We start from the raw sequence: 19054 nt of genomic DNA, 5'->3' as shown, positions 1-19054 counted from the left end.
TTTGAGAGGAACTGGACATGGTTGAACTTGCTCTTCCCAAGAACTCTCAAATGACCGAAGGTAAGGTTTGGCCGAAGCCGGCAGCCGCGAAGAATGTTCGCGAATACCGGATTTACCGCTGGAACCCTGACGACGGCCAGAACCCGCGCATCGATACCTATTACATCGACGTCGATGATTGCGGCCCGATGGTTCTCGATGCGCTTCTGTACATCAAGAACAACATAGACCCGACGCTGACGCTGCGCCGCTCCTGCCGCGAAGGCATTTGCGGTTCCTGCGCCATGAACATCGATGGCACGAACACGCTGGCCTGCACCAAGGGCATGGAAGAAATCAACGGCACCGTTAAGGTTTATCCGTTGCCGCACATGCCTGTCGTGAAGGACCTCGTTCCCGATCTGTCGAATTTCTATGCGCAGCATCGCTCTATCGAGCCCTGGCTGAAGACGGTGTCTCCGACGCCTGCCAAGGAATGGAAGCAGAGCCATGACGACCGTCAGAAGCTTGATGGTCTCTACGAGTGCATTCTGTGCGCCTGCTGCTCCACCTCCTGTCCCAGCTACTGGTGGAATGGCGACCGTTATCTCGGTCCAGCCGTTCTGCTGCAGGCCTATCGCTGGCTGATCGACAGCCGTGACGAAGCCACCGGCGAGCGTCTCGATAATCTCGAAGACCCCTTCCGCCTTTATCGCTGCCATACCATCATGAATTGTGCGCAGGCGTGCCCCAAGGGTCTGAACCCAGCCAAGGCGATTGCTGAAATCAAAAAGATGATGGTCGAGCGCCGCGTGTAAGTGCTGGTCTCGATTGATGAAAACCGACAGGCCGCGACTTCCAGTCGTGGCCTGTTCGATATAAACGATCTGAAATTTTCGGTAAAATTCGACTGAAATTGCAATTATCGCGTCATCGGCTTGTGTTAGCTAATAGTTTGGTAATAATTCAGCCGTTTTGTGTAGACATGGTCTTGCCGAAGCAGAGAATCGGGAGCTTGAGATGCAATTCAGATATGTGGTGACGGGTCTTGTGGTCGTAATGAGCCTTGCCGGTTGCCAGCGTACCTCTTACGATTACAACAATAGTGGCCCCAGTGGTAATCCCGGTTATACGCCGCCGCTTCAGGCCCAGCCGGTGCCCTCCGTTCAGTCCGGTGCCCTGCCGCCGCCCGGTGGTTCTGCACAGTTCCCGACAGCGCCTGCCAACGCCGCACCCGGTGGCACGAACGTTGCGTCTGCTGCTCCAGCTGCTGCCATGGATGTCACCAAGGAAGCCATGGTTGGTAACTGGCGCGTGTCCAATGGTGGTGCAAGCTGCGACATGTTCCTGACGCTCACCAATCTGGGCAGCGGTTCACGCGGCGGCACGCGCGGTTGCGCGGGCGAGCTGTCCTCCATGGGTTCATGGGAAGTATCGAACAAGATGGTTCAGTTCAAGAACCGTGCTGGCGATACGATCGGTCGTGTCTACAAGACGGGCGACACGCGTTACGACGGCACGACCAACAGCGGTCAACCACTCAGCCTCAGCCGATAATTTTGTTACGCGGGCAGCGGTCGACGTTGCTCGCGTCTGAGGCGCGTTCATGAAGCCATTACCGGACTACAATCACAGCGTCGTTGAACAACTCAACGCATTGACCGCCTCTGGCGAGCTGAAGGCCGACGCCGCACAAATGGATGTGGCGGCAAACCTCGACCGCATTCTGATTGATCTCAAAATCCGCAAGCCCGCCAAGAAGAAGAGCGCGCTGGGCTGGATGTTTGCCAAAAAAGCCGGACCCGCTGCAGCCATCAAAGGTCTCTACGTCGAGGGCAGTGTTGGGCGTGGCAAGACGATGCTGATGGACATGTTCTTTCAGCTGGCGCCTATCGAAAAGAAACGGCGCTGCCATTTCCATGAATTCATGGCCGATGTTCACAATCGCGTGCATGCCCATCGTCAGAAATTGAAGAATGGCGAAACCAAGCAGGCAGACCCTATTCCACCGGTTGCCGCACAGTTGCTGGCCGAGGCGGAGCTGCTGTGTTTCGACGAGTTTTCGGTTACCGATATTGCCGATGCGATGATCCTCGCTCGCCTGTTCACCGAGCTCTTCGCCAATGGCTGCGTGCTGGTGACGACGTCCAACGTGTTGCCGGACAATCTGTATAAGGACGGGCTCAATCGCAGCCTGTTTCTGCCCTTTGTCGACTTGCTGCAGCAACATGTGCAGGTCGTTACACTGAACAGCCCTACCGACTACCGGATGGAAAAGATCAAAAGCCTGCCCGTCTATGTCACGCCGCTGGATAATGTCGCTGACAAGGCCATGGACATGGCATGGCGTCAGCTGACGGAAGGCCATGCCGTCGCGCCGATGGAAATCGCCATGAAGGGCCGCTCGATCCATGTGCCCCGCGCTGCGGGCCGGGTGGCTCGCTTTTCCTTTTCCGACCTTTGCGAGAAGCCGCTCGGTGCATCGGATTTCCTGGCCATTGCCGACCGGTTCGATACGATCTTTATCGACCACATCCCGTTCCTCAGTGCCGATAAGCGCAACGAGACGAAGCGTTTCATCATCCTTATCGATGCGCTCTACGATCACACGACAAGGCTGTTTGCTTCTGCTGCTGCCATGCCTGAAGATTTGCTGGGCAAGCGCAAAGGCACGGAGGGCTTCGAGTTCGATCGGACGGCGTCGCGCCTGTTTGAGATGCGAAGCGCAGATTATCTTGCTCTACACAATGAGAAACGCCAGGCTGCGTGACAGTTTTATAACTTAATATCTTACGTTTACGTAAGAATTTTATGATCTAAACGATTGAAAAAACTGAGCTCAAAAGAATCTGTTGCCATTTCGGGCCAATAAAGCTAAGTCGAGTGCGACAATTTAAAGCCGCCATACATCAGCGGCGAAATTGAATTGAAGCTCGAGAGGAAGCATTCGATGTCTCGCAAAAAGATTGCACTTATTGGTTCTGGCATGATCGGCGGCACGCTGGCGCATCTGGCCAGTCTGAAAGAACTGGGCGATATCGTCCTCTTCGACATTGCTGACGGCATTCCGCAGGGCAAGGGTCTGGATATTGCCCAGTCCGGTCCGGTTGAAGGTTTCAATGCCAAGCTGACAGGCGCTTCCGACTATGCTGCCATCGAAGGCGCAGACGTCTGCATCGTGACGGCTGGCGTTGCCCGCAAGCCTGGCATGAGCCGCGACGATCTTCTCGGCATCAACCTCAAGGTCATGGAGCAGGTCGGCGCTGGCATCAAGAAATATGCCCCCAATGCGTTCGTGATCTGCATCACCAATCCGCTCGACGCCATGGTCTGGGCTCTCCAGAAGTTCTCCGGCCTGCCGAAGAACAAGGTTGTCGGCATGGCTGGCGTTCTGGACAGCGCCCGCTTCCGTTTGTTCCTGTCTGAAGAATTCAACGTTTCCGTTCAGGACGTCACGGCATTCGTTCTCGGCGGTCACGGCGACACCATGGTGCCTTTGGCGCGTTACTCCACGGTTGGCGGTATTCCCTTGACGGACCTCGTCAAGATGGGCTGGCTCACCGCCGAGCGTCTTGAAGAAATCGTTCAGCGCACGCGTGATGGCGGTGCCGAAATCGTTGGTCTGCTGAAGACCGGTTCTGCTTATTACGCTCCTGCCGCTTCGGCCATCGAGATGGCGGAATCTTACCTCAAGGACAAGAAGCGCGTTCTGCCAGCTGCCGCCTATCTTTCTGGCCAGTACGGCGTCAACGACATGTATGTCGGCGTTCCCACGATCATCGGCGCTGGCGGCATCGAGCGCATCATCGAAATCGAACTGAACAAGGACGAGGAAGCTGCCTTCCAGAAGTCCGTCGGCGCGGTTGCAGGTCTTTGCGAAGCCTGCGTCAACATTGCTCCGTCGCTGAAGTAATTGCCTGACGCATCGGCACTGAACCGAAGTCGGTTTTGCAAGGCACGATGCGTAGATTCAATAGTTTAGAGCGTCCTTCTGCGTTTGAAGACGCGGGGCGCTCTAAGTGGCTACAAACAGGGATTAATCCATGAATATTCATGAGTATCAGGCCAAGGCTCTTCTGAAGGGCTATGGTGCGCCGGTGGCCGAAGGGGTTGCTATCCTCAAGGTCGAAGAAGCCGAAGCCGCTGCAAAGCAGCTTCCTGGCCCGCTTTACGTGGTCAAGAGCCAGATTCATGCTGGTGGTCGCGGCAAGGGCAAGTTCAAGGAACTCGGCCCCGATGCAAAGGGCGGCGTTCGTCTGGCCAAGTCCATCGAAGAAGTCGTTTCCCATGCCAAGGACATGCTCGGCAACACGCTGGTCACAGCGCAGACGGGCGATGCTGGCAAGCAGGTTAACCGCCTTTACATCGAAGACGGCGCAGACATCGACCGCGAGCTTTATTGCTCGCTGCTGGTCGATCGCTCGGTCGGTCAGGTTGCTTTCGTGGTTTCAACCGAAGGCGGCATGGACATCGAAGCTGTTGCCCACGACACGCCTGAGAAAATCCACACCATCGCCATCAACCCTGAAACGGGTGTGACGGACGAAAACATTGCTGCGATCTCCAAGGCTCTGGAACTCTCCGGCGCTGCTGCTGATGATGCCAAGGCACTGTTCCCTGCGCTTTACAAGGCGTTCAACGAGAAGGACATGGCTCTTCTCGAAGTGAACCCGCTGATCGTCATGACCGACGGCCACCTGCGCGTTCTCGACGCCAAGATGTCCTTCGACGGCAACGCGATCTTCCGCCATGACGATGTCAAGGCGCTGCGCGACGAGACCGAAGAAGACGCCAAGGAAATCGAAGCCTCCAAGTGGGACCTCGCTTATGTGGCTCTCGATGGCAACATCGGCTGCATGGTCAACGGTGCCGGTCTTGCCATGGCAACGATGGACATCATCAAGCTTTACGGCAAAGAGCCTGCAAACTTCTGCGACGTTGGCGGTGGCGCTGGCAAAGAGAAGGTTGCGGCTGCGTTCAAGATCATCACGGCTGACCCGAAGGTCGAGGGTATCCTCGTCAACATCTTCGGCGGCATCATGAAGTGCGACGTCATCGCTGAAGGCGTTATCGCCGCGGTGAAGGAAGTCGGCTTGAAGGTTCCGCTCGTTGTGCGCCTCGAAGGCACGAACGTTGAGCTGGGCAAGAAGCTCCTGAACGAATCGGGCCTTGCTATTACGGCTGCTGACGACCTGGACGATGCGGCCAAGAAGATCGTTGCGGCCATTAAGGGTGCTTGATGAATTCAGAGTCTTTCGGGTCTGCTTTGGCCTTCATCCCGTTGCTGCTTATTATGGTCATCTACGTGATGTCCATCAGACGATCGAAGCGTAACATGGGTGAGATGATGCGGATCAATGAGGCTTTGCTCACAGCAAATTTAGAGATGGTCAAACGGCTTCAGAATATTGAAGCTTTGCTCCAAAAAGATAGGCAAGATTGATGTCGATTATCGTCAATAAAAACACCAAGATCCTCGTGCAGGGTCTGACCGGCAAGACCGGCACATTCCACACCGAACAGGCGCTTGCTTACTACGGCACGCAGATGGTCGGCGGTATTCACCCCAAGAAGGGTGGCGAAACATGGACCGGTTCGAAGGGCGAAAGCCTGCCGATCTATGCAACGGTTGCGGAAGCCAAGGAAAAGACCGGCGCTGATGCATCGGTCATCTACGTGCCGCCAGCAGGCGCCGCAGATGCGATCATCGAAGCCATTGAAGCGGAAATTCCGTTCATCACCTGCATCACCGAAGGCATCCCTGTCATGGACATGGTTCGCGTCAAGGCCCGCCTCGACCGTTCCAACTCGCGTCTGCTCGGGCCTAACTGCCCAGGCATCATGACGCCGGAAGAGTGCAAGATCGGCATCATGCCGGGCTCGATCTTCCGCAAGGGTTCGGTTGGTATTGTGTCGCGCTCCGGCACACTTACATACGAAGCTGTGTTCCAGACATCCAACGAAGGCCTCGGTCAGACGACGGCTGTCGGTATCGGCGGCGACCCGGTCAAGGGCACCGAGTTCATCGACGTGCTGGAAATGTTCCTCGCTGACGAAGCCACGCAGTCGATCATCATGATCGGCGAAATCGGCGGTGCAGCAGAAGAAGAAGCAGCACAGTTCCTGATCGACGAAGCCAAGAAGGGCCGTAAGAAGCCAATGGCTGGCTTCATCGCAGGTCGTACCGCTCCAAAGGGCCGCACCATGGGCCACGCCGGCGCTGTTGTTTCCGGCGGCAAGGGCGATGCGGAATCCAAGATCGCTGCCATGGAAGCAGCGGGCATCAAGGTTTCGCCTTCCCCGGCACGCCTTGGCAAGACGCTGGTCGAAGTCCTCAAGGGCTGAGATCGCATCAATTTGGCAGCGGGCAGGGGTCGGAAACGGCGGCCTGCCCGAAGCCGCAAGAAGAAAGACTGACGCCTTAAGGTGAGAACACTTGATGGCGTGAACTAAAGCGGCAGACCGGAAACGGTCATCAACGGGATTGAGGAGGCGGGCGAATACGTCCGCGAAAACACAATGGCAAGGCAAGAAGCCAACGAGCAGTTTCAGATCACGTCGTTTCTAGACGGCGCGAATGCAGCCTATATCGAGCAGCTCTACGCCCGGTACGAGGAGGATCCGTCCTCCGTGTCTCCAGAATGGCAGAGCTTCTTCAAGGGGCTTTCCGACAATCCTGAAGATGTGAAGGCTGCGGCGAAGGGCGCTTCCTGGAAGCGTTCCAACTGGCCGATTGCCGCCAATGGCGATCTGATTTCGGCGCTGGATGGCAACTGGGCCACCGTCGAAAAGGCTATCGAAAAGAAGGTTCAGGCCAAGGCGGAAGCCAAGGGCGCTGAAACCGGCAAGGCCGTGAGCGAGGCAGAGGTTCTTCAGGCGACACGCGATAGCGTCCGCGCCATCATGATGATCCGTGCCTACCGCATGCGTGGCCACCTGCATGCCAAGCTCGATCCGCTCGGCATTGCCAGCGCGGTTGAGGATTACAACGAGTTGTCGCCGAAGTCCTACGGCTTCGAGGAAAGCGACTACGACCGCAAGATTTTCATCGATAACGTCCTTGGCCTCGAATATGCCAGCGTTCGCGAGATGATCGAGATTCTCGAGCGCACCTATTGTTCGACGCTCGGCGTCGAGTTCATGCATATGTCCAGCCCGGAAGAAAAGGGCTGGATTCAGGAACGTATCGAAGGCCCGGACAAGGGCGTTGCCTTCACCGCTGAAGGCAAAAAGGCGATCCTATCGAAGCTGGTCGAAGCTGAAGGTTACGAACAGTTCCTCGACGTTCGCTTCAAGGGCACCAAGCGTTTCGGTCTCGATGGTGGTGAATCGCTCATCCCGGCGCTGGAACAAATCATCAAGCGTGGTGGTCAGGACGGTCTGGAAGAAGTCGTTCTCGGCATGGCCCACCGTGGCCGTCTGAACGTTCTGACCAACGTCATGGGCAAGCCGCACCGCGCCGTGTTCCATGAGTTCAAGGGCGGTTCGTTCAAGCCTGACGACGTCGAAGGTTCGGGTGACGTCAAGTACCACCTCGGTGCGTCTTCCGACCGCGAATTCGATGGTAACAAGGTTCACCTGTCGCTGACGGCCAACCCGTCGCACCTTGAAATCGTCAACCCTGTCGTCATGGGCAAGGCCCGCGCCAAGCAGGACCAGCTTGCCAAGTCATGGGATGGCGATACCATTCCATTGTCCGAGCGTGCCAAGGTTCTGCCTCTGCTGCTGCACGGCGATGCCGCTTTTGCCGGTCAGGGCGTGGTTGCTGAGATTTTGGGACTGTCCGGTCTTCGCGGTCACCGTGTTGCCGGTACCATGCATTTCATCATCAACAACCAGATCGGCTTTACGACCAATCCGGGCTTCTCGCGCTCGTCGCCGTACCCATCCGACGTTGCCAAGATGATCGAAGCACCGATCTTCCACGTCAATGGTGACGACCCGGAAGCGGTTGTTTATGCGGCCAAGGTTGCGACCGAATACCGTATGAAGTTCCACAAGCCTGTCGTCATCGACATGTTCTGCTACCGCCGCTTTGGCCACAATGAAGGCGATGAGCCGTCCTTCACACAGCCGAAGATGTACAAGGTCATTCGCGCGCATAAGACCGTTGCGAATATCTATGCGGAACGCCTGATTGCCGAAGGTTTGTTGACCGAAGGCGAATTCGAAAAGATGAAGGCCGACTGGCGCGCCAATCTGGAGCAGGAATTCGAAGCCGGCCAGAGCTACAAGCCGAACAAGGCCGACTGGCTGGACGGTCAGTGGTCCGGTCTGCGTGCCGCCGACAATGCCGATGAGCAACGTCGTGGCAAGACCGGTGCTCCGATGAAGCAGCTCAAGGAAATCGGCCGCAAGCTGTCGACCATTCCCGAGGGCTTCAAGGCGCACAAGACCATTCAGCGCTTCATGGAAAACCGCGCACAGATGATCGAGACCGGCGAAGGTCTTGACTGGGCGATGGCCGAAGCCATGGCATTCGGTTCGCTGGTCGTCGACGGTCACAAAATCCGCCTGTCCGGTCAGGATTGCGAACGCGGTACCTTCTCGCAGCGTCACTCGGTTCTCTACGATCAGGAGACGGAAGAGCGCTACATTCCGCTGGCAAACCTTGCGCCAACGCAGGCCCGCTACGAAGTCATCAACTCGATGCTGTCGGAAGAAGCCGTTCTCGGTTTCGAATATGGCTACTCGCTGGCCCGCCCGAATGCGCTGACGCTGTGGGAAGCCCAGTTTGGTGACTTCGCCAACGGTGCGCAGGTTGTGTTCGACCAGTTCATCTCGTCGGGTGAACGCAAGTGGCTGCGCATGTCCGGTCTCGTCTGCCTTCTGCCGCATGGTTATGAGGGTCAGGGTCCGGAACACTCGTCCGCTCGTCTGGAACGCTGGTTGCAGATGTGCGCCGAAGATAACATGCAGGTCGCCAACGTCACGACGCCGGCTAACTACTTCCACATCCTGCGCCGTCAGGTGAAGCGCGACTTCCGCAAGCCACTGATCCTGATGACGCCGAAGTCTTTGCTGCGCCACAAGCGTGCGACGTCTTCGCTGACGGAACTGGGTGGCGAGTCCTCCTTCCACCGTCTTCTGTGGGACGATGCCGAGGTCATCAAGGACGGTCCGATCAAGCTCCAGAAGGATTCGAAGATCCGCCGCGTCGTGCTGTGCACCGGCAAGGTCTATTACGATCTTCTCGAAGAGCGCGAAAAGCGTGGCATCGACGACGTTTACCTGCTGCGCATCGAGCAACTCTATCCGTTCCCGGCCAAGGCGCTCATCAACGAGCTGTCCCGCTTCCGCAACGCCGAGATGGTCTGGTGCCAGGAAGAGCCGAAGAACATGGGTGCGTGGTCGTTCATCGACCCTTATCTGGAATGGGTTCTGGCGCATATCGATGCCAAGTACCAGAAGGTCCGTTACACGGGTCGTCCGGCTGCTGCATCGCCTGCAACGGGCCTGATGTCCAAGCACCTCGCGCAGCTCGCGGCATTCCTGGAAGACGCGCTGGGAGAGTAAAATCTCTCCCACACGCACCCTCGCAAAACAGATATCTGATGAAACGGAACTAGATCATGGCCACTGAAATCCGCGTACCAACCCTCGGCGAGTCCGTCAGCGAAGCAACTGTCGGAACATGGTTCAAAAAGGTTGGCGATACCGTCAAGGCTGATGAGCCGCTGGTAGAACTGGAAACCGACAAGGTAACCGTTGAAGTTCCAGCTCCTGCCTCGGGCGTGTTGACAGAAATCGTCGCACAGAACGGTGAAACGGTTGGTCTCGACGCTCTTCTCGGCCAGATCGCTGAAGGTGCTGCCGGCACTGCTGCGGCTGCGCCAGCCGCCGCACCGGCAAAGGCTGCCGAGCCTGCTGCTGCTGCCCCGGCACCTGCTGTCTCCGCTGCTCCTGCTGCAAGCTCCATGCCGCCAGCACCGGCTGCCGGAAAGCTGCTGGCTGAAAACAACCTCTCTGCCGATCAGGTCGATGGTTCCGGCAAGCGTGGCCAGGTTTTGAAGGGTGACGTTCTGGCCGCTGTTGCCAAGGGCACGTCGGCTCCAGCCGCAGCCCCTGCTGCCGTTGCTGCACCTCGTCCAGTTTCTGCTGAAGGCGATGCCGTTCGCGAAGAGCGCGTGAAGATGACGCGCCTGCGTCAGACCATCGCCCGTCGCCTCAAGGATGCGCAGAACACAGCCGCCATGCTGACCACTTACAACGAAGTGGACATGACGGCGGTTATGGAACTGCGCAATCGCTACAAGGACGTGTTCGAGAAGAAGCACGGCGTCAAGCTCGGCTTCATGGGCTTCTTCACCAAGGCCGTGACCCACGCCCTGAAGGAACTGCCAGCTGTTAACGCTGAAATCGACGGCACCGACATCATCTACAAGAACTATTGTCACGTCGGCATGGCTGTCGGCACTGATAAGGGTCTCGTCGTTCCGGTCATCCGCGATGCCGACCAGCGCTCCATCGCAGGCGTTGAAAAGGAACTCGGTCGTCTTGCCAAGGCAGCCCGCGACGGTTCGCTCGGCATGGCCGACATGCAGGGTGGCACCTTCACCATCACCAATGGTGGTGTCTACGGTTCGCTGATGTCTTCGCCGATCCTGAACGCACCGCAGTCCGGTATTCTCGGCATGCACAAGATCCAGGAGCGTCCGGTCGCCATCGGCGGACAGGTTGTCATCCGTCCGATGATGTATCTCGCGCTGTCCTACGATCACCGCATCGTGGACGGCAAGGAAGCCGTGACCTTCCTCGTTCGCGTCAAGGAGAGCCTTGAGGATCCTGAGCGTCTGGTTCTCGATCTCTGATCGAACTTGCTTTTTCGGTCAGCGGGGTTTCAAGTGAAATCCCGCTGAAATTGTCTCAGGAGCTTGCTCGTGCAACCCACCTTCCTCGCCGCATCACCGTTTCTGCCCCTCGTAGGGATCAGTGTGCTCATTCTGATGGTGCATATCGCACTGCAGGCCATGATCGCGACGAAAGAACTCGGAAGCAGCTGGAATGCCGGTCCGCGTGACGACGGCAAAAAAACGCAGGGCAAGCTTGCTGGCCGTGCAGAGCGCGCAGCCTCGAATTTTCTCGAAACCTATGTCGCCTTTATCGCTCTGGCCTTCGGCGTCATCATGGCTGGTGATCCTGCCGGGATTGCTTTGATTGGTGCATGGATCTGGGTTGTCTGCCGCATCGTCTATATCCCGTTGTATCTGGCCGGCATTCCCTATGTCCGGTCGCTGGTCTGGATCGGCTCCATGATCGGGCTCTTGCTCATGCTGTTTGTCTTGTTGTTCTGAGGACAGTCGATGCACCAATATCTGATTGAACTTGCATCCTTGATGGCAATCTTCTTTTTCGGGATCATTTCACCGGGTGCTGATTTGGCGATGGTGATGCGTCAGGCTATGTTGCACGGACGACGCCAGGCGATCATCACAAGTTTCGGGATTGGAACGTCGCTGATGTTCCACGTCACGTACACGATTCTTGGTCTCGGACTGATCATTTCGCAATCCGTTTATCTCTTTAACATCGTCAAATGGCTCGGCGTTGCCTATCTCATTTACATCGGGATCAAGGCTTTGCGGGCGGGCAAGATGGAAATGCCCGAAGTCGATGGCGCTGAGTTGGTTCAGCGGAAACGCCAGTCCGGCTTGAAGGCCTTCACGCTGGGTTTCGCCGCAAATGCGCTCAACCCAAAGCCGGTTTTCTTCTTTCTGTCGATCTTCTCGACAGTCGTACATGCCCATACGCCGGTCCCGATCAAATTCGGCTATGGCTCCGTCATGGCAGGCTGCCTCATCCTCTGGTTCGTCGGTGTCAGCATGTTCATGACAACGCCGCGCATGCGCGCAGCCTTTGCTCGCGCCAGTCAGTGGATCGACCGTACCAGCGGCGTGGTGTTCATCGCGCTCGGTATCAAACTTGCAACCGAAAAATCGGCGTGACCCAGCATACTGGAGAGAGGGCCGGTTTGCTGGCTGTAAAGATTGGACGTTTCCTGTGATTTGCAACGGAGTCAAATTTTTTGCTGCCGCCGGGGCGACACTTTTGTTAGCAGCAGGCTGCAAGGATGGAGAGCGATTTGATCCTGCAAAAATTTCTTCGAACCTCGGAGTTTTTACACAGGCATCCAGTTCACTCTCTGAACGTAGGTTGATCGAAGTCCCGATTGGCGAACTAACGCTGCCTGACGGGAAGTTGGTGTCGTTGGATCCGTTGGTTCAGCCAGAAAAGAAGCCATTCACGCGGGTTGTAGAGCCCGGATCCTATCCCGTATCTTTCATACGAAGTGCGAGCGAACACTCTCGGCCAGCGTTTCTTGTGATCCGATTTTCGCAAGCGCAGGTCAAAAAATTTGAAATCGCTACCATTGAAGGTCAGGATGTCGCCACACTGAAGGATGACGAATTCTTTGGGATCGGGGTCGATGCGGGGATCGCTGGTTTCGCTAATGCGGGCTATGGCGCTGCGCGAGCCAAGTTTGAAGCCGCCGAACAGGAAAAGCCGGGCAGTCAGTACAGCAATTATTACGATGATGTGATTGCTAACGCGATGCCAGGTAAAGAGGCTGACGAATTTGCAGTAGACCACCCCCTGAAGGGTGAGGATGGCGCTGCTGCAATGACGCAGGCTGGCTGGGGTGATGGGTATTATCCTACGTTTTGGGGCTTGGATGAAGATAACAAGCCTGTTCTGGCTTTCATCGAGTTTTTCGTCATCACTGATGGCGATGGCCGCTCGGATGCAGAGAAAGAAGAGGCGGCAGCGCTTTCCAAAATGACAGTGGAGCAGCAAGCGGACAACAAAGCGGCCTTCAAGGCACTTGAGGCAGGTGATGATGTCGCTTTCGAGAAATTCCTTGTCGAGAAACGCATTATGCCCAAGGACTATATTTTGGGTCGGGGCGGCTCTTTCCTTCTAGAAGCTATTCGCCAGGATCGCCCTGCCGCACTGCGTGCGATGCTGGAAGCTGGTGCAGACGACGCGCTAGCACCAAGCGACCAGTTTCTAAGCAAATCATACTCAGCCTTTGCGCGGAGCATGGATGAATACGCCGCCAAGGCAAAGGCCGAGGGTAAGAGCATGCCCCCTCCCCGGTCAAAAGAACTCATGGACGTGATTGCGGAGCTTGAAAAGCGCCCCGGCACGTCCGATCAATCGAAATCAAGCACTCAGGAATAGGAAATAGCTATGGCATATGATGTAGTTGTAATCGGCACAGGCCCCGGCGGATATGTTTGCGCGGTCAAGGCAGCGCAGCTTGGTTTGAAGGTTGCCGTTATCGAAAAGCGCGCGACCTATGGCGGCACCTGCTTGAACGTTGGCTGCATTCCATCCAAGGCCCTGCTGCACGCATCGGAAGTCTTTGCGCATGTCGCCCATGGCGTCGATAGCCTTGGCATCGAGGTTGCTGCGCCAACGCTGAACCTCGACAAGATGATGGCCCACAAGGACGGCGTGGTGAAGGCCAATGTCGATGGCGTTTCCTTCCTGTTCAAGAAGAACAAGATCGACACGTTCCAGGGTCTCGGCAAGGTCGTGTCCGCTGGCAAGGTTTCCGTGACCAACGATGCGGGCGAGGTTCAGGAGATCGAAGCCAAGAACATCGTCATCGCTACCGGTTCCGACGTCGCAGGCATTCCCGGCGTGCAGGTCGACATCGATGAGCAGGTCATCGTCTCCTCCACGGGCGGTATTGCGCTCTCCAAGGTTCCGGAAAAGATGATCGTTGTCGGAGGTGGCGTTATCGGCCTCGAGCTCGGCTCGGTCTGGTCGCGTCTGGGCGCCAAGGTTACGGTCGTCGAATATCTCGACAATATTCTCGCTGGCATGGATGGCGAGCTGTCCAAGCAGGCGCAGCGTCTGTTTGCCAAGCAGGGTATCGATTTCAAGCTGGGCGCGAAGGTCACGGCTGTCGAAAAGTCTGGCGATGGCGCCAAGGTTGTGTTCGAGCCGGTCAAGGGCGGTGCTGCTGAAACGCTAGACGCCAATGTCGTGCTGATTTCCACAGGCCGCAAGCCGTACACCGAAGGTCTCGGTCTGGCAGAAGCAGGTGTCGTTCTGGATAGCCGTGGCCGCGTTGAGATCGACGGTCATTACAAGACCAATGTCGAAGGCATCTATGCCATCGGCGACGTGGTCAAGGGCCCGATGCTTGCGCATAAGGCCGAAGATGAAGGCGTGGCGCTGGCGGAAATTCTTGCCGGTCAGCACGGCCATGTGAATTACGATGTTATCCCTGGCGTCGTCTACACCCAGCCGGAAGTCGCTTCTGTCGGTAAGACCGAAGAGGAACTGAAGGCTGCCGGTATCGAATACAAGGTCGGCAAGTTCCCCTTCACCGCCAATGGTCGCGCCCGTGCTATGCAGGTTACCGATGGTTTCGTGAAAATCCTGGCCGACAAGGAAACGGATCGCGTTCTCGGCGGCCACATCCTCGGCTTTGGCGCTGGCGAGTTGATTCAGGAAATTTCCGTGCTGATGGAATTCGGGGGTTCGTCGGAAGATCTCGGTCGTACATGCCACGCGCATCCGACCATGTCTGAAGCCGTGAAGGAAGCAGCGCTTGCGACCTTCTTCAAGCCGATCCACATGTAAGATCTGATGTTCAGCAACAGGCCGCAGACCCGTTTCCGGGCTGCGGCCTTTTTTGTGCCTGATCGCAAGGTCTAAACGCGGATGGCGTGGAGATACTGGAAGTGCCTGTCATATTGCGCCAGCACGTCCTGAATGAGTTCTTCCTTGGTAAAGCCCATCACGTCGTAGTCCTGTCCGCCATCTGAGAGGAAAACCTCGGCCCGGTAGTAATATTCGGCCCGTTTGCGGCTGGATTGGCTTTCGAAGAAGCTGTAGCCCGGCGTCTCATAGCGGCGCATGCGGATGCCATAGATGAACTCTTCCGCTTCGCCCGGCGTGACAGTCAGTTTTAGCCTGTCGTCCTTATTGTCCAGCTGCGAGGTGAGGGATCGTTTCTCGAGTTCAAGGGCAACGGCTTCCAGCGCGGGTGTTGCAGTTTCCTGCATGAAACGGTCTGTCTCTGCCTTGCCGGGATGGTTCAGGATGCCCTGCAACTGTCGTTGCCAGCTGGCAGACTGGCGTGGCCTCAGGCTCTGGACGAGTGCGTTCTGGCGCAAGCCCTCGCGTTGCAGACCTTTCCACAGACCCCAGCACATCAAAAGCATAACGAAGGTAAAGGGCAGGGCTCCGGCGATGGAGGCTGTCTGAAGCGCATCGAGACCACCTGTCGAAAGCAGGATCGCGCCGATGACGCCGGAGACGATCGCCCAGAAGACACGACGCGCTGTCGGTCCGTCTTCACGACCGCCTGAAGTCAGCGTATCTATGACAAGGGCGGACGAATCCGCGCCGGTGACGAAGAAGAACACGATCAGCGCCATGGCAAACCACGACACGTAGACGCCAAGCGGAAACTGTTCGAGGAACACGAAAAGCGCAAGCGTCACATCGTTGGCCACAGCCTCGGAGACTGCGGTGGTCGCGCCCGTCAGATGCATGGAAAGTGCCGTGTCACCGAACACCGTCATCCATGCAAAGCTGAAACCGGCTGGCACCAGCAGCACACCGGCAATGAATTCACGGATGGTGCGGCCACGGGAAATGCGGGCGATGAACATGCCGACGAAGGGCGACCATGCAATCCACCAGCCCCAATAAAACAGCGTCCAGTCACCCAGCCATTCGCTTGGTCCCTTATCCGGCGCATAGGCATACATATAGAAGGTGCGCAGGACGAAGTGGTCGAGATAGGCGCCGAGGTTCTGCACGAAGGCGCGCAAGAGGAAGGTCGTCGGGCCCATGACGAAGACGAACAGCATCAAGGCCACCGCCATCAGCATGTTCAGGTTCGACAGAAACTTGATACCCTTGTCGAGACCGGTTGCGACAGAGACGGTGGCCATGCCGGTGATGACAATGATCAGCGGTAGCTGGATCCAGAAGCTGATCGGCCAGCCAAGAACGTGGTTGAAACCGGCATTGACCTGAAGCACGCCCAGACCAAGCGATGTCGCCACACCGAACAGTGTGCCGATGACCGCGAAAATATCGACGGCATTGCCAATGGGCCCGTAGATACGGTCACCGATCAGCGGATAAAGCGCCGAGCGCATGGTGAGTGGCAGGCCATGGCGGAACGAGAAATAGGCAAGCGACAGGCCGATGACGGCATAGACGGCCCAAGCGTGCAGGCCCCAGTGGAAGTAACTGATTTCCATGGCGGTGCGTGCTGCATCAATGGTTGCTGGATCGCCTGTTGGTGGTGCGGTGAAATGTTTGACTGGCTCCGCCACGCCAAAGAAGACCAAGCCGATGCCCATGCCTGCGGCAAATAGCATCGAGAACCATGCGCCGTAACTGTAATCCGGCTCTGAATGGTTCGGGCCGAGTTTGATACGGCCATGGCTGGAAAAGCCGAGATAGAGCATGAAGATGAGGAAGACGGCGACCGAAAGCAGGTAGATCCAGCCCAGTTCGGTCACGATCCACGATTGCGCGGCGCTGAAAACCGCGGCAGACCCTTGCGGTGTCACGACACCGGCAATGACGAAGAGCAGTGTCAGTCCAACGGACCAGAAGAAGACGGGTTTGTTGACACCCTCTGTCAAACCCACGCGCTTTTGCTCTGGTGGTTGCGGTTCAGCCATGCCTTGTCCCCTCGCAATAGATGTTCCAGCACCGCTTGCGCGGCGCTGTGCGAGGAATGAATGAATCGCACGCCTGTTGGTTGCATGGCGTGGCCTAATTTTTATTTAGAATAGTCTAATTTTACAGTGGGTTAGGCGATGCTGCCTATCGCACAGCTGTGAGCGTGAAGCCCTTTTCGCGCAGCAGTTCGATAACGCCAACCTTGCCGGGCAGGTGCAAGGCACCCACAGCCATGAACACATTGCCCTTTTCCAGATGCGGCGCAGCACCATTGGCCATCACATGATTGCGGTCATCGATGATACGCTGTTCGAAGGCTGCATAACCATCCTGCGTCTGTGCATCCTGATTGGGATCGATGTGCTTCATCATCGGCATGATCATGCCGACATTGCCCTCGAGATAAAGGTCGATCATCGTCGTCATGACATCATTCATCTTGTCGCCAAGCTGCAGCATGTCGATCAAAGACTGGATGTGGAAGGACATGGGCAGTTCGGAAATGGCGGTGACCTGCTCCAGAAGCGTTTCAAGACCAACCAGCTGCTTGCCTTGGCTTAGGGCGTCCTTGGCGAGTTTCATATCCAGAAAGCTGGCACCCTGAGCCTTGCGGGCGAATTCACAGGCGGGAAGCGCAACGAAGCTGGACAGAATCCAGGGCTTCATCTTCACCACGGCGTTAAGCGGAATACCGCGCTCTTTCAGCCCGCTTTCCAGCTTTGCGATATCGTCTTTCGGCAACATGTCGGTGATGGATTTGCCATCGAGGAACATGGTCAGTTCCGGCTTTGCCAGAAGAGAGGCGGCTGCCTGCTTTTCGCTGGTGATCTCGTCCGATTCGACAATGACCGTCGCCGCTTTTGCAAAGGCTTCGCTGGCACCCTTGGGCATGCCCACCACGCGCGGGTCGGAAATATGCATGGTGCCGAGAAGCCATGATGGTTCGACGCCGGCCTTCTCGATCTTCCAGAATGTGGCTTCGCCATTCGGTATCTGCTTTGCATCAGCCAGAATGGCGGCATAGCGCGCCGGATCGGTTTTCTGCATATCGATAAGCAGATTTGAGCCTGCGCAAACAATGGGCTGCTCAGCCGCATTGGCTTCGCTCAGCGACAGCAGAGTTAACAGTAAAACAGCAATGGCTGCGACATGCAGCGAGGCCAGCAGCAACAACAGCGCATCGCCAAGACGGCCCATCAGCAGCGATGTCAGGTTTTGAGGCCTGGAAAGAACGATCATCGAATCACCCCGGTTTTCTGCCAACGCTTATAAGGGTGCGGATTTGCACGGACGGTTAACGTCTTTGGTTAACAAGGCGTTACTGGTTGTTCCTTTTTAAGCATGGGTCGAAACATCGTTGGCGATGTATCAGGCGCGCGGATGCGCATTGTCGTAAATCTCGAGCAATCGCGCCGTATCGACCCCGGTATAAATCTGTGTCGTGGACAGGCTGGCGTGTCCCAGCAATTCCTGAATGGTGCGAAGATCACCACCGCCCGCCAGAAGATGAGTGGCGAAGGAATGGCGCAGCGCATGCGGCGTGGCATTTTCCGGCAGGCCAAAAGCACCGCGCAGTTTCTGCATTTCCCGCTGAATGATCGCTGGCTGAAGTTTGCCACCGCGCGCGCCAAGAAACAGTGGCTCGTCCGCCGCCAGATGGTAGGGGCAGAGCGAGCGATAGGCGTCGACCGCTTCCAGAACGATGGGAAGCAGCGGCACCAGCCGCATCTTGTTGCCCTTGCCGGTCACCCGCAGGCTGCGCGTTCCGCTGGTCAGATCGGATGCTGTCAGGCCAAGCGCTTCTGAAATACGCAATCCGCATCCGTAAAGCAGTGCAAGCACGGCGGCATTGCGCGCGGCAATCCATGGTTCTTCGGAAAGCTGTGCGTCAGCTGTCGTTATCTTCAACGCCTGCCGGTCCGTCAGCGGTTTGGGTAGTGATTTCGGCTGTTTGGGTGATCGCATGGCGGTCGCACCCGCCGCGTTGACGAGGCCCTTCTTCTCCAGATGCCGCAGGAAAGATCGCAGCCCGGCAAGATGCCGACCGAGCGACCGGGCACCGGCGCCCTCTTTTCGGCGAGACGCCAGAAAGGCACGCAAATCGACGGGTTTCAGCTTGTTGATATCGGTGAGGCGGGTGGAATTGCCGAGATAGCCGGTCATGAACATCAGAAACTGCCGCGTGTCGCGCTCATAGGCCTCGAGCGTATTATCCGCCAGCCGCCTCTCACCTTCCAGCGAAGAGAGCCATAGCTGCCGCTCTTTCAGAAGTTCCTGATCGGCAAAGGTGAGGATGTCATCCAAGGCATATATCCCGTCATTGATGGACGAACATAGACGCATGCCCTCTGCATTTGGTTAAAATGCGTGTAACGCATGGGCGAATTATGCCCTCCGAAAATCGATTTCG

Annotated in this window: 15 protein-coding genes; 12 read left to right on the top strand and 3 right to left on the bottom strand. The window is 56.9% G+C overall.

Translation table 11 applies throughout. The annotated features are described in order from the left end of the window. Positions 1-17: 17 nt before the first annotated feature. The 12 genes from ABUK73_RS19885 (at position 18) to lpdA (ending at position 14577) form a co-directional block, all read left to right on the top strand. On the top strand, positions 18-797 hold the full coding sequence (locus ABUK73_RS19885; protein ID WP_113086118.1) for a succinate dehydrogenase iron-sulfur subunit: 780 nt from the start codon (positions 18-20) through the stop codon (positions 795-797). Positions 798-999: 202 nt separating this feature from the next. Further along, on the top strand, positions 1000-1536 hold the full coding sequence (locus ABUK73_RS19880) for a protease inhibitor Inh/omp19 family protein (protein WP_353578818.1): 537 nt from the start codon (positions 1000-1002) through the stop codon (positions 1534-1536). A gap of 49 nt (positions 1537-1585) precedes the next feature. Then, the gene (gene zapE, locus ABUK73_RS19875) at positions 1586-2749 is read left to right on the top strand and encodes a cell division protein ZapE (protein WP_353578817.1); all 1164 of its coding nucleotides are present in this window, start codon (positions 1586-1588) and stop codon (positions 2747-2749) included. 180 nt (positions 2750-2929) lie between these two features. Then, on the top strand, positions 2930-3892 hold the full coding sequence (gene mdh / locus ABUK73_RS19870; RefSeq protein WP_045230854.1) for a malate dehydrogenase: 963 nt from the start codon (positions 2930-2932) through the stop codon (positions 3890-3892). A gap of 130 nt (positions 3893-4022) precedes the next feature. Continuing rightward, positions 4023-5219, top strand: coding sequence for an ADP-forming succinate--CoA ligase subunit beta (gene sucC, locus ABUK73_RS19865; protein WP_353578816.1), 1197 nt, complete (start codon positions 4023-4025; stop codon positions 5217-5219). A gap of 202 nt (positions 5220-5421) precedes the next feature. Beyond that, positions 5422-6324 carry a succinate--CoA ligase subunit alpha gene (gene sucD / locus ABUK73_RS19860; RefSeq protein ID WP_353578815.1) on the top strand — a complete coding sequence of 301 codons (903 nt, stop codon included), beginning with the start codon at positions 5422-5424 and terminating at the stop codon, positions 6322-6324. A 174-nt stretch (positions 6325-6498) separates the two neighbouring features. Continuing rightward, on the top strand, positions 6499-9495 hold the full coding sequence (locus tag ABUK73_RS19855) for a 2-oxoglutarate dehydrogenase E1 component (RefSeq protein ID WP_113086122.1): 2997 nt from the start codon (positions 6499-6501) through the stop codon (positions 9493-9495). Positions 9496-9551: 56 nt separating this feature from the next. Continuing rightward, positions 9552-10790 carry a 2-oxoglutarate dehydrogenase complex dihydrolipoyllysine-residue succinyltransferase gene (odhB, locus tag ABUK73_RS19850; protein ID WP_353578814.1) on the top strand — a complete coding sequence of 413 codons (1239 nt, stop codon included), beginning with the start codon at positions 9552-9554 and terminating at the stop codon, positions 10788-10790. Positions 10791-10859: 69 nt separating this feature from the next. Further along, complete coding sequence (locus tag ABUK73_RS19845) at positions 10860-11273, top strand: MAPEG family protein (RefSeq protein WP_353578813.1); 414 nt, start codon at positions 10860-10862, stop codon at positions 11271-11273. Between the two features lie 9 nt (positions 11274-11282). Further along, positions 11283-11924: a LysE family translocator gene (locus ABUK73_RS19840; RefSeq protein ID WP_353578812.1), complete on the top strand. Its 642-nt coding sequence runs from the start codon at positions 11283-11285 to the stop codon at positions 11922-11924. A gap of 103 nt (positions 11925-12027) precedes the next feature. Then, positions 12028-13161: a DUF4241 domain-containing protein gene (locus tag ABUK73_RS19835; RefSeq protein ID WP_353578811.1), complete on the top strand. Its 1134-nt coding sequence runs from the start codon at positions 12028-12030 to the stop codon at positions 13159-13161. Positions 13162-13170: 9 nt separating this feature from the next. Beyond that, positions 13171-14577: a dihydrolipoyl dehydrogenase gene (gene lpdA / locus ABUK73_RS19830; protein ID WP_353578810.1), complete on the top strand. Its 1407-nt coding sequence runs from the start codon at positions 13171-13173 to the stop codon at positions 14575-14577. A gap of 71 nt (positions 14578-14648) precedes the next feature. Here the strand turns inward: lpdA and ABUK73_RS19825 are convergent, their stop codons facing one another. The 3 genes from ABUK73_RS19825 to ABUK73_RS19815 all read right to left on the bottom strand — a co-directional run bounded on the left by ABUK73_RS19825 (position 14649) and on the right by ABUK73_RS19815 (position 18987). Continuing rightward, positions 14649-16643, bottom strand: coding sequence for a BCCT family transporter (locus tag ABUK73_RS19825; protein ID WP_353578809.1), 1995 nt, complete (start codon positions 16641-16643; stop codon positions 14649-14651). 145 nt (positions 16644-16788) lie between these two features. Continuing rightward, the gene (locus ABUK73_RS19820) at positions 16789-17841 is read right to left on the bottom strand and encodes a TraB/GumN family protein (RefSeq protein WP_454892400.1); all 1053 of its coding nucleotides are present in this window, start codon (positions 17839-17841) and stop codon (positions 16789-16791) included. 171 nt (positions 17842-18012) lie between these two features. Further along, complete coding sequence (locus ABUK73_RS19815; RefSeq protein WP_353578807.1) at positions 18013-18987, bottom strand: tyrosine recombinase XerC; 975 nt, start codon at positions 18985-18987, stop codon at positions 18013-18015. Between the last annotated feature and the right edge of the window lie 67 nt (positions 18988-19054).

It is taken from the genome of Agrobacterium vacciniicorymbosi (assembly GCF_040427045.1).
In the GTDB taxonomy this organism is placed as follows: Bacteria; Pseudomonadota; Alphaproteobacteria; order Rhizobiales; family Rhizobiaceae; genus Agrobacterium.
The sequence above is the reverse complement of the archived record's forward strand: the minus strand, read 5'-3'. Positions and strand labels throughout refer to the sequence as shown.

Excerpts from the sequence above, each read along its gene's own strand:
- ABUK73_RS19885 (WP_113086118.1), top strand. The coding sequence starts at position 18 with ATGGTTGAACTTGCTCTTCCCAAGAACTCTCAAATGACCGAAGGTAAG.
- ABUK73_RS19880 (WP_353578818.1), top strand. The coding sequence starts at position 1,000 with ATGCAATTCAGATATGTGGTGACGGGTCTTGTGGTCGTAATGAGCCTT.
- zapE (WP_353578817.1), top strand. The coding sequence starts at position 1,586 with ATGAAGCCATTACCGGACTACAATCACAGCGTCGTTGAACAACTCAAC.
- mdh (WP_045230854.1), top strand. The coding sequence starts at position 2,930 with ATGTCTCGCAAAAAGATTGCACTTATTGGTTCTGGCATGATCGGCGGC.
- sucC (WP_353578816.1), top strand. The coding sequence starts at position 4,023 with ATGAATATTCATGAGTATCAGGCCAAGGCTCTTCTGAAGGGCTATGGT.
- sucD (WP_353578815.1), top strand. The coding sequence starts at position 5,422 with ATGTCGATTATCGTCAATAAAAACACCAAGATCCTCGTGCAGGGTCTG.
- ABUK73_RS19855 (WP_113086122.1), top strand. The coding sequence starts at position 6,499 with ATGGCAAGGCAAGAAGCCAACGAGCAGTTTCAGATCACGTCGTTTCTA.
- odhB (WP_353578814.1), top strand. The coding sequence starts at position 9,552 with ATGGCCACTGAAATCCGCGTACCAACCCTCGGCGAGTCCGTCAGCGAA.
- ABUK73_RS19840 (WP_353578812.1), top strand. The coding sequence starts at position 11,283 with ATGCACCAATATCTGATTGAACTTGCATCCTTGATGGCAATCTTCTTT.
- lpdA (WP_353578810.1), top strand. The coding sequence starts at position 13,171 with ATGGCATATGATGTAGTTGTAATCGGCACAGGCCCCGGCGGATATGTT.
- ABUK73_RS19825 (WP_353578809.1), bottom strand. The coding sequence starts at position 16,643 with ATGGCTGAACCGCAACCACCAGAGCAAAAGCGCGTGGGTTTGACAGAG.
- ABUK73_RS19820 (WP_454892400.1), bottom strand. The coding sequence starts at position 17,841 with ATGGGCCGTCTTGGCGATGCGCTGTTGTTGCTGCTGGCCTCGCTGCAT.
- ABUK73_RS19815 (WP_353578807.1), bottom strand. The coding sequence starts at position 18,987 with ATGCGTCTATGTTCGTCCATCAATGACGGGATATATGCCTTGGATGAC.